Source organism: Falsiroseomonas frigidaquae, from assembly GCF_012163145.1.
GTDB lineage: Bacteria > Pseudomonadota > Alphaproteobacteria > Acetobacterales > Acetobacteraceae > Falsiroseomonas > Falsiroseomonas frigidaquae.
The window spans coordinates 259,281-272,243 of record NZ_JAAVTX010000003.1 but is presented as its reverse complement, the minus strand read 5'-3'; the positions used below and the strand labels follow the sequence as shown (position 1 = coordinate 272,243).

Genomic DNA, 12,963 nt, shown 5'->3' with positions numbered 1-12,963 from the left:
CGCGCGGCGTCATGCCGCCTGCATCGCGGCCCTGATCGCCGTGGCGGAGGCCGCATGCTCGGCCGCCGGCACGAAGCACCAGGGCGCATGTACGGAACCCCCGCCGCACAGCAACGCAGCGGGCCGCCTGCGGTGCCGCGCCAGCCGATGCGCCGCCTTCCCGGCCAGCGCCTGGCGCGTCCAGCCCGGCCGCGGCAGTACCGCGATCGGCGTCGTCGCGGCGATCGCCGCCCAGGATTTCCAGCGCGGCAGCTGGCAAAGATTATCCGCGCCAATCACCAGCACGAAGCGCGCCCGCGGAAAGCGCTGCCGCAGCGCCGCCAGCGTATGGATGCTGTAGCGGGTGCCGAGCGCCGCCTCGATTCCCGTCGCGCGGATCCGCCAGCCATCGGCGATGGCCCGCGCCGAAGCCAGGCGCGCGGCGAAGGGTGCCATGCCGCGTCGCGGCTTCAGCGGATTGCCGGGCGAGACCATCAGCCAGACCTCGTCCAGCCGCAGGGCCCGGCGTACCTGCTCCGCCACATGGCGATGCCCGTCATGTGCGGGATTGAAGCTGCCGCCGAGCAGCCCGATGCGCCGGCGCCTGCGGTCACCCCGCGGGTTCAGCGTCATCTGATGCGCACGGTCACCGCAACCGGCGCCGCGACCAACCCGGTATAGGTCGCGGTGTAGTCATGCCCCGCCTGGACCGGCAGCGCCGGTGAGAAGCCGCCGAGCGAGACATATTCCCCGGCGCGCAGCCGCCGCCCCTGGGCGCGCAGATCCTCCACCAGCCAGGCCAGCGCGGCGAGCGGATGGCCGAGCAGGGCGCGGCCCGGGGCGCGCGCCACCTCCCGCCCATCATCGGTCAGCGCCACTTCCATCGCGGCCAGGCGGGCGGCGAATTCGGCCGTGGCCTGCACCGGAATCTCCTCCCCCACCACGCCCAGCCGGGCGCCGACATTGATCGAAACCAGCAGCGGGCCGGACCAGGGCGTGCCGGCGCCATGCACCAGGTCCGGCAGTTCCAGGAAAGGGATCACCGCATCCAGGTGGCGCAGCAGCGCGACGGGATCGTCACCCGCCTCGTTCACCCCCTCATCCCGCACCCGCACCAGCAGGTCGCTTTCCACCACGGGGATGATGCCGAAGCCGGCCGGGATCTCAGCGCCGGAGCGGGCGCGGATGGTGCCGTGGAAGATCGCCCCGGCCACCGGATGCGGCACGCCGAAGCGGGCCTGCGCCGCCGGGTTGGTCAGCCCCACCTTCCAGCCGATCCGGTCGCCCCAGGGCTGCGCCAGCGCCGCCACCAGCCGGTCCCGGGCGCAGACGGCATCGGCCAGCGACATGCCCGGCGGCGGCAGCGGCGCGGCGCGGCGTTCCAGTATGGCGGCGGCCAGGCGCGCCACCTCCGGCGCCTCCGGGCAGGCGGCGGCGGCGGGGCTGGCGAGCACGGCCAGCGCGGCGGCGGCAATGGCGGCTTTGGCGTTCATGGCGCTGGAATCCCTTGCCTCAGGGCCGGGTCTGTCCGGTCCCCATCACCTGGTAGCGGAAGGTGCAAAGCTGCTCCGGCCCGACCGGGCCCCGCGCATGCAGCCGCCCGGTGGCGATCCCGATCTCCGCGCCGAAGCCGAATTCGCCGCCGTCGCAGAACTGCGTCGAGGCATTGTGGATGCCGACGGCCGAGGACAGCCGGGCCAGGAAATCCGCGGCCACGGCATCATCCTGCGTGATGATCGCCTCCGTGTGCTCGCTGCCGAAGCGGGCGATGTGGTCCAGCGCCGCATCGACGCCGTCGACCACCTTCACGGACAGGATGGAGTCCAGCCATTCGGTGGCGAAATCCGCCTCGGTGGCGGCCGGCAGATCCGGCAGGATGGCGCGTGCGCGATCCTCGGCGCGGAAATCGCAGCCGAGCGCGCGCAGATCCGCCACCAGCAACGGCAGCAGGCCGGGCGCGATGGCGGCATCGATCAGCAGAGTCTCCGTCGCGCCACAGACGCCGGTGCGCCGCATCTTGGCATTGGCCAGGATGCTGCGCGCCATGGCCGGGTCGGCGGCTGCGTGGATGTAGGTGTGGCAGAGGCCCTCGGCATGGGCGAGCACCGGCACGCGCGCTTCCTCCTGCACCCGCTGCACCAGGCCCTTGCCGCCGCGCGGGATGATCAGGTCGATCAGCCCGGCGGCGCGCAGCATGGCGGCGACGAAGGCGCGGTCGGCGGTGGGTGCCACCTGCACCGCGGCCTCCGGCAGCCCGGCCGCGCGCAGCCCGGCCACCATGCAGCCATGGATCGCGGCCGCGCTGCGCAGCGATTCCTTGCCGCCGCGCAGGATCACGGCGCTGCCCGCCTTCAGGCACAGCGACGCGGCATCGGCGCCGACATTCGGGCGGCTTTCATAGATCATGCCGATCACGCCGAGCGGCTGCGCCACGCGGCGGATCACCAGGCCGTTCGGCCGCGTCCATTCTGCCAGCACGCGGCCGACCGGATCGGGCAGCGCGGCCACTTCCTCCACCGCGCAGGCCATCGCCTCCACCCGCGCCGGCGTCAGCGCCAGGCGGTCGCGGAAGGCGGCGGACAGGTCGGGCGCGGCGGCAAGGTCCTCGGCATTCGCCGCCAGCACCACATCCGCCCGTGCGCGCAGCGCGGCGGCGGCCTGCATCAGCGCTTCATCCCGCTGCGGTCGCGGCGCCGTGGCGAGCACCCGCGCGGCGTCGCGTGCGGCGCGGGCAGCGGTGTCGAGCAGGCGGGCAACCTCGTCGGCGAGGGCGGTCATGGCGGTTTCTCCTCGCCCGAGAGGTAGCGCGCGGCCGGCGGGGAGGGAAGCAACCTGCGGTAACCTGCCGCGGAGGTGGTTGTAACCGGGCTGCATTCAAGCGGGCTCGCGCGGCCGTGTCATCATATAGCCTTATGGCGACGATGCGTCATGCCGATTGGGGAAAAAAGCACCCGGGGACTATCTGCTGCGTAACGCCGGGGCCGACGCCAACGAAGTCGGTACCACGGCAGAGACGAGTTAAGGATACGCAGATGAACCCCTTCAATCGCATCGCCACCGCGCTGCTTGCCGCCGGAGCCCTGAGCTTCGCCGTGCCGGCCCTGGCGAACGACGTTTCTTACCCCCGCGTGGTCGGGACTGGTGAGAATGCTTCCGTGGTCTATGCGCCAACTGACACGCAGAACACTGTCGGCGGCGGCGCCGTGGCCACATTCGAGGCTTCGGGCAATGACGTGCAGCTGCGTCACCTGGAGCCGCGCTTCGCCCAGGCGCCGCGGCCGGGCCTGCAGCCGGTGACGGTCGGCTCGGGCGAGAACGTCGAAACCGCCTGGGTTCCGGCCGGCTCCGCCCCGGCAACCGGCCTGGCCGGTGGCTTCGACGTCACCGGCGGCTGAACCCGCAGCATTTCCGGCCAGGCAGGCGCCCCCGCGCCGCCGGCCCGACACAGATCAAAGGATGAATGAGATGACCCGCTTCAATCGCATCGCCGCCGCCGCCTTCGCCGCCGGCGCCCTGGCCCTTTCCGGCCCCGCCTTCGCGCAGACCATCGCGGAGAACAGCTACTACCCGCGCGTCGTCGGCTCCGGTGAGAATGCCGAAGTCGAGTACGGCCCCGGCCCGGCGCAGAACATCGTCGGCGGCGGTGCCGTCTCGGTGACTGAGGAGCCGAATGGCAGCGTCCATATCCGGCACACGGATAGCAGCTTCGCGCAGCAGGGCCGCCAGGGCCTGCGCGCCGTGACCGTCGGCTCGGGTGAGAGCGAGCGCACCATCTGGGTGCCCTCCGCCGATGCAGGCCGCCGCGCGGATGCCGGCTTTCGCGGCTAGGGCAATTTCAAGCCTTGCGGCTTCGCAAGGCGACCCGGAAAATCGCTAGAACAAAAGGATAGATCCGTTTCGCGTCTTCGCTTGCGATGAAGCGGCTCTGACCCCCGGTCCTGATCCCGGGGCTGACCGTCCGGTCAGCCCTGCCTTGCCCCCACCCGCCCCGCGGGTGGGGGTTTCGGCGTTTCAGCGGCCGACGCGCAGCCCGGCAAAGCGGATGATGCCGTCCGGGCTCGGCACGAAGCCTTCCACGCCACTGCGCATCGCCCAGAACCAGCGGTGGTGGTACAGCATCAGATGCGGGCGATCGGCCATCCAGATCGTCGCCGCTTCACGGTACAGCGCCTGGCGGCGCGCCGTGTCGGTCACCTGCCGGGCCTGCGTGAACAGCGCATCGACACGCGAATTGGCGTATTTGCCCCAGTTCAGGAAGCCGTTGGAGGCCAGCCAGAAACTGATATTGCCATCCGGGTCCGGCCGCCCGGACCAGATGGCGATCGCGGCCTCATAATCGCCGCGCCGTGTCGCTGCGACCATCGCGCCGGATTCCAGCGTCTCGATGCTGATGTCGAAGCCGCCTTCGGCCGCCATCGCCTGGATGATCTGCGCGACCTGCGATTCCACGGGCTGGTTCGGCACCTTTAGCGTGAAGGCGACCCGTTCATGCCCCGCCTCCCGCAGCAGCGCGCGGGCGCGGGCCGGGTCGCGCGGCGGCGGTGCGAGGTCGGCGAAATGGTAGGTGGTGCCCGGCGCCTCCGGCTGGTTGTTGGCGGCGAAGCGGCCCTCCAGCGCGACCTGATTGATGATGCCGCGGTCGATGCTGCGCTCGAACGCCTCCCGCACCCGCGGATCGGCGCCGAGCGGGCGCTGCGCCAGCGGGCCGTTGCCGACATTGATGCTCAGCGTCTGGTAGGCGATGGAATCGCCCGCCACCAGCCGCAGCCGCTGGTCGCGCTTCACCGAGGGCAGGTCCACCGGTGCCACGCGCTCGATTAGGTCGAGCTGCCCGGCGCGCAGGTTCAGCAGGCGGACATTGTTGTCGGGGATCGGCTGGAAGACCAGGCGGTCCGCATGGATGTTCGCGGCGTTCCAGTGGCCGGCGAATTTCTGCATCTCGATGCGGTCTTGCGCGATGCGTCGCGTCAGCATGAAGGGGCCGGAGCAGACCGGGTTCTCGCCTACCCGCTCCGCCATCGGCAGCACGGCGGGGGACAGCATCATGCCGGCACGGTCCGACAGCACGGAAAGCAGCGGCGCGAAGGGCTCGGACAGTACCAGGCGCACGGTCCGGGCATCCGGCGTCTCCACCGCGCTCACCTGCTGCAGTTCCGTGCGGCGGCGGCTTTCGCGGGCGGTGCGGTAGCGGTCCAGATTCGCCTTCACCGCGGCGGCATCGATCGGCGCGCCATCCTGGAACCGCGCACCCTCGCGCAGGGTGAGGGTCAGGGCGCGGCCGTCGGGCGCCCATTCCCAGGCGGTGGCGAGTTCCGGCCGGAACTGCAGGTCCGGCCCGACATCGATCAGCTTGTCGCACATCGCGGCGAAGACCACGCGCTCCACGAAGCTGCCGGATTGCGCCGGGTCGAGCACGGCCGGGTCCGCGCCGATGCCGATCCGCAGCGTGGTCTGCGCGACGGCCGGCGCCGCAGGCAGGACGAGCGCTGGCGCCACCAGCAGGGGCAACATGGCGGCTGCGAGGTGCAGGGCACGGCGCATGGGCAACATCCTTTCCGACACCGCCCGATGCTGGTCCAGCCGGCCCCGCCCGGCAAGCCAGGCCATTTGCCGGATGCTCATCGCATCTGCCCCATGGGCAGGAAGAATGGCGGTGAAGCCGGAGGGTGGCCGGTTCAGCCGGCCAAGGCGAGCAGCACCAGGTCGTCGCGATGGATGATCTCGTCCCGCCCGCGCCAGCCCAGGATGTTCTCCAACTCCTCGCTGCGATGGCCGGCAATGCGGGCGGCGTCGGCCGCATCATAGGCAACCAGGCCACGCGCCAGTTCCCGCCCCGCCTCGTCCCGCACGCTGACCGGGTCGCCGCGCTCGAAACGGCCTTCCACGGCGCGCACGCCGGCGGGCAGCAGGGAGGAGCCGCGCGCCAGCGCCCGGGCCGCCCCCTCGTCCACCACCAGCACGCCGAGTGGTGCCAGGCTGCCGGCGATCCAGCGCTTGCGGGCGGAACGGCCCTCGCCCTCGGGCAGGAACCAGGTGCAGGGCGCGCCCTGTTCCATCGCCTGCAGGGGACGCTCCCGCGTGCCGAGCGCGATCGCCATGGCGCAGCCGGCGCCGGTCGCGATGCGGGCGGCGATCAGCTTGGTGCGCATGCCGCCGGAGGAATAGCCGGGCGGCGGCTCGCCCCCCATCGCCATGATCTCCTCCGTGATGTGCTCGACCACGGGGATGTGCGCCGCGGCGGGGTCGCGGCGCGGATCGGCGGTGTAGAGGCCGTCGATATCCGACAGCAGCACCAGCGCATCCGCCTCCACCATCTCCGCCACGCGGGCGGCCAGGCGGTCATTGTCGCCGAAGCGGATTTCCGCCGTGGCGACGGTGTCGTTCTCGTTGATGACGGGGATGCAGCCCAGCGACAGCAGCGTGTTCAGCGTGGCGCGGGCATTGAGGTAGCGGCGGCGGTCCTCGCTATCCTCCAGCGTCAGCAGCAGCTGCGCGGCGTTGAGCTGCACGGCGGACAGCGCATCGGCCCAGGCACCGGCCAGGCGGATCTGCCCGACGGCGGCGGCGGCCTGCTTTTCCTCGAGCCGCAGCGTCTTCTTCCGCGTCAGGCCCAGCGCGTGGCGGGCCAGCGCGATGGCGCCGGAGGACACCAGGATGACCTCCGCCCCCCGCGCCCGCAGCGCCGCCACATCCTGCGCCACGCCCGCCAGCCAGGCGGCCCGCGGCGCGGCGGTGGCGTTGTCCACGACAAGGGCGGAGCCGATCTTGACGACGATGCGGCGGGCGGTGGCGAGGGAGGACAAGGTCAGCGATCCGAGAACAGGTCGATATAGGGCTGGTAGACGTAGATTCGGCCGCGCTGCTGCCCGGTAACCTCACGCAGGATCATATCCTGTTCGAGATTCTCCACCATGCGTGAAGCGGTGGGAAAACTGACCTCGAGACGCTCCGCCACCGTGTTGATGCTGACATAGGGCTGTCGGAAGAGATGATCCAGCAGCCGCAGTGCCTTCGCCGCCCCGCCGCGTGACACGATCAGGTCGCGATGATCCTCCCGCATCCGGACGATGCGGCGCGCCCGGTCGCGAGCGTCGGCGGCCGTTTCGATGACGCCGCGAAGGAAGAAGTCGATCCAGCCTTCCCAATCGCCTCTGTCGCGGGTCGCTTGCAGGTGATCGTAATAGTCTTGGCGGTGCCGGCTGAAATACAGCGACAGATAAAGAACGGGCTGGCGCAGCAGGCGCTTCTCGGCAAGCAACAGGCTGATCAGAAGCCGGCCGCACCGGCCATTGCCATCGCCGAAGGGATGGATCGTCTCGAACTGGGCATGGGCCAGACCAATGCGGATCAGGGGCGCATCGGCGACATCGCCGTCCTCGGCATGAATGTAGGATTCGAGGGCGGCGAGGGCGTCCAGCACGGCATCGGGTGGTGGCGGGATGAACACGGCCCCACCGACGCCGGTCCCCTCCGCGCCGATATGCACTTGGTGCCGACGCAATTCGCCGGGCTCGCGCTGACCTCCACGCGTATCTTGCATCAAGCGGCGATGCATCGCGCGGATCAGTCGCACCGAAACCGGAACCTCCGCCAGGGCGGCGAGGGCCTCGTTCAGCGCCGAGACATAGTTGGAGACCTCGTTGACATCGCTGCCGCGGCCGGCCTCGATCCCCGCCTCGCGGCGCACCAGATCGTCAAGCGAGGATTGGGTGCCTTCGATGCGGGAGGACAACACCGCTTCCCGCCGTACGTAGGAATAGACGAAGCCATCCGGGTCTGGCAGCAGGTCCGTGACGCTGTCCAGACCAGCAACGGCACGATCTGCCTCCGACAACAGACGTACCCGCGCGGCGGTCAAGGCCAGCGGCGGGTCGGGCGGCAGGGGAGCAGGGTGGAAAGCGCGGTACCCGCCCGGCTGCGGGCGATAATCGCCGGTGACGCGAGAAGGGGACATGGGGCGGACCGCAGCCTGTTATCCAAGAGCCTGTGCATACTGCGCGCAGCCTCGCTGAGTATCAACGAGGACATTTAATTACCGGGTGCGGTCGGCCAGGATCTGCTGGTACAGCGCGTAGAGCACCTGCTTCACGCCGGCCCCGGTGGCGCCTGAGACCAGCAGCGCCGGCTTGCCCGCCGCCTTCGACAGTGCCTTGAGGCGGGAGGCTGTGGCCTGCGGCGTCATCGCATCCGACTTGTTCAGCGCCACCACCTCCGGCTTGTCCGCCAGCCCGCCGCCATAGCCGGCGAGTTCCTCGCGGATGGTGCGGTAGGCGGCGGCCGGGTCGGCGGCGGTGCCATCCACCAGGTGCAGCAGCACCGCGCAGCGCTCCACATGGCCGAGGAAGCGGGTGCCGAGGCCGGCGCCTTCATGCGCGCCCTCGATCAGCCCGGGAATATCGGCCAGGACGAATTCCAGCGAGCCGTCGCGGGACGGCGTGCCATCCGGGTTCAGCCGCACCACGCCGAGCTGCGGGTGCAGCGTGGTGAAGGGATAATCCGCCACCTTTGGCCGCGCCGCGGAGACGGCGGCGAGGAAGGTGGACTTCCCGGCATTCGGCAGGCCGAGCAGGCCGCTATCCGCGATCAGCTTCAGCCGCAGCCAGATCGCACGTTCCTGTCCGGGCCAGCCGGGATCGGCCCGGCGGGGGGATCGGTTCGTGGCGGATTTGAAGGTGGCGTTGCCGTAGCCGCCATCGCCGCCCTTGGCGATGACGATGCGCTGACCCACCTCGGTCAGGTCCGCCAGCAGGGTTTCCTTGTCCTCGGCCAGGATCTGGGTACCGACCGGCACCTTCATGATGACGTCGTCGGACCCGGCGCCGCTGCGGTCCTGGCCGGCGCCGTTGCCACCCTTGCGGGACTTGAAGTGCTGCGCGTAGCGGTAGTCGATCAGCGTGTTCAGGCCGTCCACGGCCTCGATGATCACGTCGCCACCCTTGCCGCCATTGCCGCCGTCCGGGCCACCGTATTCGATGAACTTCTCGCGCCGGAAGGCGATGACGCCGTCTCCGCCGTCACCCGCCTTCACATGAACCTTGGCTTCGTCGAGGAATTTCATGGTCTGTGTCCGATACCCGGAAACGCGAACGGGGGCCTGGCGGCCCCCGTCCAAACGCTCGCCAGGAGGTCTCGGCCTATTCGGCCGCGACGGCCATGGGCGTGATGGAAACCTGCACGCGGCCTTCGGCCTTGCGCTCGAACTTCACGTGGCCGGTGACCAGCGCATGCAGCGAGTGCGTGCGGCCGACCAGGACGTTGGAGCCCGGGCGCATCTTGGTGCCGCGCTGGGTGACGATGATGTTGCCGGCCTGGACGAACTGGCCGTCCGAGCGCTTGACGCCAAGCCGCTTGCCAGCCGAGTCGCGGCCGTTGCGCGACGAACCGCCGGCCTTTTTGTGTGCCATGGAGGGGGTCCCTTTCTGTCGCTAGCGGATCAGGCCGCGGCGATCGCGGAAATGCGCAGCACGGTCTGCATCTGGCGATGACCGTTCTTCCGGCGGCTGTTCTTCCGGCGGCGCTTCTTGAAGATGATCACCTTGTCGCCGCGCGTCTGGCCTTCGACCACCGCGGTGACGGTCGCACCCGGCACGGTCGGCGCGCCAAGGGTGAGGCCGGCATCGGTACCGAGGGCCAGGACGTCGTGGAAGGTGATGGTGGCGCCGGGCTCGGCCTCGAGCTTCTCGACGATCAGCACGGCATCGGGAGTGACGCGGTACTGCTTGCCGCCGGTGCGGATCACTGCATAGGTCATGTTCGCGCTCGGGCTTTCGGAGGTCCGGTGCTTCTGGGCGGGTTCGCCCGGACAATTGGGTGGTTCGACCAGGACTGGCCGCCAGCATCCCCAGGCAGTTGGCACCTGGGTGGCCGGAGGGCGCAGCGTATAGCGGGGCGCCGGGCGGAGAGTCAACGGCGTGGCGGGTTGCGCGTCGCGCTTCCGGTGATTATAGGGCGCCACCGCCTGCGGAGAGGTGGCAGAGTGGTCGATCGCGTCGGTCTCGAAAACCGAAGTAGATGCAAGTCTACCGTGGGTTCGAATCCCACCCTCTCCGCCAGTATTTTCAGTGGCTTATCGTGCTTTCTGTCCGGCCCAATCTCGGTTTCAGAACCGGCTGTGACCGGACTTAGACCGGACGCATGGTGCGGAAGCAGACGGAAGTGCCCGTAGGCGCGGCCTAGCTGTAAGGCCCGCCGCGGCACCTTAGCAGGTCGCCCCGGCTCGATGCGATCCATCTTCCGACGATCGGCGCTTCGACCGTCCTCCTTGCAGCCAGGGAGCTTCTTCCAGCCGCCGGTTCAGGAATTCGCGAAGATCCTCCGCGCGGCAGTCGACCCTTCCGTTGCGACGCTGCCACGCCAGGGGCCACCGCTCAATTGTCCTGTCTGACACCGGGAAGAATTCCTTGGTGGCGAGCTCGGCTGCAGCCTTTCGGTTGAGCAGCTGGTCCGGCGGTAGCGAGGGTGGAGGCGGTTTTGTCGGCGCGACGCGGCGCCCGGCTTTCCTTTTCGGCATCCATGCCTCCTGTGCCGCGGTGGTCCGCAGGCTGGCCGGAGGATGCAGATGCGAGGCCTCGATAGCGTCCCCCGCACTTGGCCCCAAGTCCGTCACCTTGGCCGCTTGGGACGCCGTGGCAGCGGACGATCTGCGAACGGCAGCCCGAAGCCAAATACCCTCCGCGCGCGGGCAAGGCGGCGCTGCATGCTGCGACTGTCCTGTTTCCAGTGAGCCGCTAAGGAGGCCACGGCCTCCCCGGCCGGGCGCCCCCGACTGACCTCGAAGTTGAGCCTTCAGACTCCAGGCCTCCTCTGCCGCCTGGAGGTAGGCCGCTGCCGCATGGCGCGTGTTCACCACCAGCCGAAACGCCCGGGCCCAGGCTTATGACCGCGGCAGCGGACGCGTGTAGTGCGTGTGGCCCATCGCGAGACGCATCACCTCGTGGCTGGCCTCGCGGAGGTAGACCAACACCCATTCGGGCAAGTCAGCGCGGCCATCCCGCGTGATGCGACGAACCGCAAGCCAAGCGCAGATCGGGTTGCCAGTGGCGGCGAAAGAGCTCTCGAGGCGCTCCATGGGCGGCACGACTTGAGGAGATTAGGATAGCACTCGTCAGGCCGATCAACGTCCGCAGTGCCGTCGTGCTGAGCCATGTATGCCTCCCGGTCGCGTCCGCAGTGGGCCGCATTTAGCGCACACTGCTGGCCCAAACGCTGGAGGTGACCGCCAGGCTTTCGCTTTCGGTATTCGTTGACCTGCTGCTGCTGGACTCGGCGGCAGGCTCATCCAGCATTGTGAGGGCGGCACAGACGGGAACCAAGTCTCTCCGATCGGCTGTAGAACGGGGATGGCGCAGCGGATGGCTCTGGCCCGGCTCAGTCACCGGCTTGTGACGAAGCCTCCACGACCCTACTGTGTAGTCAGGTGTTTAGTCGGTCATGCAGGAGGAGGTGTCGGATCCCATGTCGCGTATGCGCTTCGCCCCCCTCCGCTACGCGCTGGCCCTGGTTCGGTTTCCCCGGCTCCTCGACATGGCGGGACATGTGGCCGCCTTCCAGGAGCAGGTTCGGGCAACCTACCCCCTGGTCGACGAGCACAACAACGTTGGCATGGTCGCCCATCTAAGCAACCAAGGCTTTGAGTTTCGGCACGTTACCGAGAAGATGTGGCAGTTCTCCGAGCCGGGCAGGTCGCACGCCATCATTCTGGGCCCTGATTTCCTCCTGGTCCACGCGGGCACGGCCTACGAGGGGCATGACGGCTTCTTCGCCCGCCTGTGCGCCGCCGTGCAGGCTCTCGGGGATACCCCCGGCATGGGCGTCACCCACGCCACCGCCGTGGGCTACCGCATGATCGACCTTGTGGAGCCGCGCGTCGGAACGAGGGAGGAAATTTCGGACTACCTGAAGCCGTGGGCTCTTCCGACGGACCCGGCCGATTTTGGGGACCAGCCCATGGAGCTCCAGGAAGGCGCGTACATCGCCTCCTTTAAGACAGGCCCGGGCACTCTGCGCTTCCAGGCCCTGCGGCGCCCCAAGGTACCGTTCCCGCCCGATCTCCTTACCCCGCTTGTGGAGGCGAACGGGTGGATTCCGAAGGTTGCGGCGGGGGACTTCGTGCTGCTCGACATCGACCATTTCGCGGCGTTTGACCCGGCCATGCCGCTCGACCCGCGGGGACTGCTGGCCAAGTTCCGGGAACTGCACGGTCCGTCCCGGCGCGCGTTCGATTCCGCAGTCAGACCCCGCGCCGTGACGATCTGGGACAGGAGGAAGGCATGAGCACCGTCATCGGGCACGGCCAGTTTGGTTTTTATGCCCCGTTTGCGGAGTTCTACCCGAGCGGCGCCGGCGCCGCCCGCGGGGGCGAAAGGACCACCCCCTTCGCCAGGAGCCTGCTGGACACAGTCCGGAGGCTAACCGGATCGGTCACCTTATTACCCTCCGCCCCCATTCCCGCGCCGATGGTGAAGGATGACCGCGGGGCCGCGGCGGCGGTGGTCCCTGTGGTTGTCCGGGCACAGGAGATGGCGGATCGGCTCGTGAACAGGCTGGGCCTGCCGATCACGGCGCTGTCCGACATCCTCGATCTCGAGCGGAAGACGATTTACGACTGGCTGAAGGGCGCCGAGGCGACACCCGCCAACGCCCAGCGCCTGCGCGCCCTGTTAGACGCCCTCGGGACGGAGGCGGACGGCTCGCTGCGTTACTACCACCGCTTCTGGAAGCGGCCACTGCCAGACGGCTCTTCGCTGCGGGACGTGCTGATGGCGCCCGATCTGGACCGGGCGCGCATCCGGGACGCCATGGGCGCCCTCCGGGACGCCGTCCATGCGGCGATAGCTTCCGATCGTGGCCGAGGCCCGGTAGACTTGCCACCGCCCCATCCGGCCGACCTCCTGTCCGCCTACCTGGAGGCAGGTTCAAGTTAGCAGGCTGGAGGGGGGCGATGTCTGGCGCCGGGAGGGAACCCGAGGGCGGTGCGGGCGCGCC

At 69.5% G+C, this 12,963-nt stretch carries 13 protein-coding genes and 1 tRNA gene; 5 read left to right on the top strand and 9 right to left on the bottom strand.

Annotated features, from left to right (window positions below; all coding sequences use genetic code 11):
• Positions 1-9: 9 nt before the first annotated feature.
• The 3 genes from HB662_RS10275 to HB662_RS10265 are packed head-to-tail and all read right to left on the bottom strand — an operon-like array spanning position 10 to position 2,757.
• Complete coding sequence (locus tag HB662_RS10275; RefSeq protein ID WP_168049642.1) at positions 10-612, bottom strand: nicotinate-nucleotide adenylyltransferase; 603 nt, start codon at positions 610-612, stop codon at positions 10-12.
• Positions 609-1,472, bottom strand: coding sequence for a 2-keto-4-pentenoate hydratase (locus HB662_RS10270; protein WP_168049420.1), 864 nt, complete (start codon positions 1,470-1,472; stop codon positions 609-611). Before HB662_RS10270 ends, HB662_RS10275 begins: the two co-directional genes overlap by 4 nt.
• A gap of 19 nt (positions 1,473-1,491) precedes the next feature.
• Positions 1,492-2,757, bottom strand: a complete 1,266-nt coding sequence (locus HB662_RS10265) for a glutamate-5-semialdehyde dehydrogenase (protein WP_168049641.1) — start codon at positions 2,755-2,757, stop codon at positions 1,492-1,494.
• Positions 2,758-3,011: 254 nt separating this feature from the next.
• Between HB662_RS10265 and HB662_RS10260 the strand changes: the two genes are divergently transcribed.
• Together HB662_RS10260 and HB662_RS10255 are read left to right on the top strand one after the other, a co-directional pair.
• Positions 3,012-3,374 (top strand): hypothetical protein, encoded by a 363-nt coding sequence (locus HB662_RS10260; protein WP_168049640.1) that lies wholly within the window; start codon positions 3,012-3,014, stop codon positions 3,372-3,374.
• 70 nt (positions 3,375-3,444) lie between these two features.
• Complete coding sequence (locus HB662_RS10255) at positions 3,445-3,807, top strand: hypothetical protein (RefSeq protein ID WP_168049639.1); 363 nt, start codon at positions 3,445-3,447, stop codon at positions 3,805-3,807.
• Positions 3,808-3,990: 183 nt separating this feature from the next.
• On the opposite strand, the gene HB662_RS10250 is transcribed toward HB662_RS10255, so the two are convergent.
• From HB662_RS10250 to rplU, 6 genes are all read right to left on the bottom strand, one after another.
• Complete coding sequence (locus HB662_RS10250) at positions 3,991-5,520, bottom strand: ABC transporter substrate-binding protein (protein ID WP_245185565.1); 1,530 nt, start codon at positions 5,518-5,520, stop codon at positions 3,991-3,993.
• Positions 5,521-5,654: 134 nt separating this feature from the next.
• The gene (gene proB / locus HB662_RS10245; protein WP_168050060.1) at positions 5,655-6,788 is read right to left on the bottom strand and encodes a glutamate 5-kinase; all 1,134 of its coding nucleotides are present in this window, start codon (positions 6,786-6,788) and stop codon (positions 5,655-5,657) included.
• Positions 6,785-7,933, bottom strand: coding sequence for a Fic family protein (locus HB662_RS10240; protein ID WP_168049638.1), 1,149 nt, complete (start codon positions 7,931-7,933; stop codon positions 6,785-6,787). The genes proB and HB662_RS10240 overlap by 4 nt, the downstream gene beginning before the upstream one ends.
• Positions 7,934-8,011: 78 nt before the next feature.
• Entirely contained in the window at positions 8,012-9,037 is a 1,026-nt protein-coding gene (gene obgE / locus HB662_RS10235; RefSeq protein WP_168049637.1) for a GTPase ObgE, read from the bottom strand.
• A 76-nt stretch (positions 9,038-9,113) separates the two neighbouring features.
• Positions 9,114-9,383 carry a 50S ribosomal protein L27 gene (gene rpmA / locus HB662_RS10230; RefSeq protein ID WP_168049636.1) on the bottom strand — a complete coding sequence of 90 codons (270 nt, stop codon included), beginning with the start codon at positions 9,381-9,383 and terminating at the stop codon, positions 9,114-9,116.
• A gap of 29 nt (positions 9,384-9,412) precedes the next feature.
• Complete coding sequence (rplU, locus tag HB662_RS10225; protein ID WP_168049635.1) at positions 9,413-9,730, bottom strand: 50S ribosomal protein L21; 318 nt, start codon at positions 9,728-9,730, stop codon at positions 9,413-9,415.
• A 211-nt stretch (positions 9,731-9,941) separates the two neighbouring features.
• Here rplU and HB662_RS10220 point away from each other — a divergent pair.
• From HB662_RS10220 to HB662_RS10210, 3 genes are all read left to right on the top strand, one after another.
• A tRNA-Ser gene (locus HB662_RS10220) sits at positions 9,942-10,031 on the top strand.
• 1,378 nt (positions 10,032-11,409) lie between these two features.
• Positions 11,410-12,252, top strand: a complete 843-nt coding sequence (locus HB662_RS10215) for a TIGR04255 family protein (protein ID WP_168049634.1) — start codon at positions 11,410-11,412, stop codon at positions 12,250-12,252.
• Complete coding sequence (locus tag HB662_RS10210) at positions 12,249-12,902, top strand: hypothetical protein (protein WP_168049633.1); 654 nt, start codon at positions 12,249-12,251, stop codon at positions 12,900-12,902. Before HB662_RS10215 ends, HB662_RS10210 begins: the two co-directional genes overlap by 4 nt.
• Positions 12,903-12,963 lie beyond the last annotated feature (61 nt).

What these genes read in the sequence shown, in the direction of transcription:
- HB662_RS10250 (WP_245185565.1), bottom strand. Translation starts at nt 5,520, where the DNA reads ATGCGCCGTGCCCTGCACCTCGCAGCCGCCATGTTGCCCCTGCTGGTG.
- rpmA (WP_168049636.1), bottom strand. Translation starts at nt 9,383, where the DNA reads ATGGCACACAAAAAGGCCGGCGGTTCGTCGCGCAACGGCCGCGACTCG.
- obgE (WP_168049637.1), bottom strand. Translation starts at nt 9,037, where the DNA reads ATGAAATTCCTCGACGAAGCCAAGGTTCATGTGAAGGCGGGTGACGGC.
- HB662_RS10275 (WP_168049642.1), bottom strand. Translation starts at nt 612, where the DNA reads ATGACGCTGAACCCGCGGGGTGACCGCAGGCGCCGGCGCATCGGGCTG.
- HB662_RS10215 (WP_168049634.1), top strand. Translation starts at nt 11,410, where the DNA reads ATGCAGGAGGAGGTGTCGGATCCCATGTCGCGTATGCGCTTCGCCCCC.
- HB662_RS10255 (WP_168049639.1), top strand. Translation starts at nt 3,445, where the DNA reads ATGACCCGCTTCAATCGCATCGCCGCCGCCGCCTTCGCCGCCGGCGCC.
- rplU (WP_168049635.1), bottom strand. Translation starts at nt 9,730, where the DNA reads ATGACCTATGCAGTGATCCGCACCGGCGGCAAGCAGTACCGCGTCACT.
- HB662_RS10270 (WP_168049420.1), bottom strand. Translation starts at nt 1,472, where the DNA reads ATGAACGCCAAAGCCGCCATTGCCGCCGCCGCGCTGGCCGTGCTCGCC.
- HB662_RS10210 (WP_168049633.1), top strand. Translation starts at nt 12,249, where the DNA reads ATGAGCACCGTCATCGGGCACGGCCAGTTTGGTTTTTATGCCCCGTTT.
- HB662_RS10265 (WP_168049641.1), bottom strand. Translation starts at nt 2,757, where the DNA reads ATGACCGCCCTCGCCGACGAGGTTGCCCGCCTGCTCGACACCGCTGCC.
- HB662_RS10260 (WP_168049640.1), top strand. Translation starts at nt 3,012, where the DNA reads ATGAACCCCTTCAATCGCATCGCCACCGCGCTGCTTGCCGCCGGAGCC.
- HB662_RS10240 (WP_168049638.1), bottom strand. Translation starts at nt 7,933, where the DNA reads ATGTCCCCTTCTCGCGTCACCGGCGATTATCGCCCGCAGCCGGGCGGG.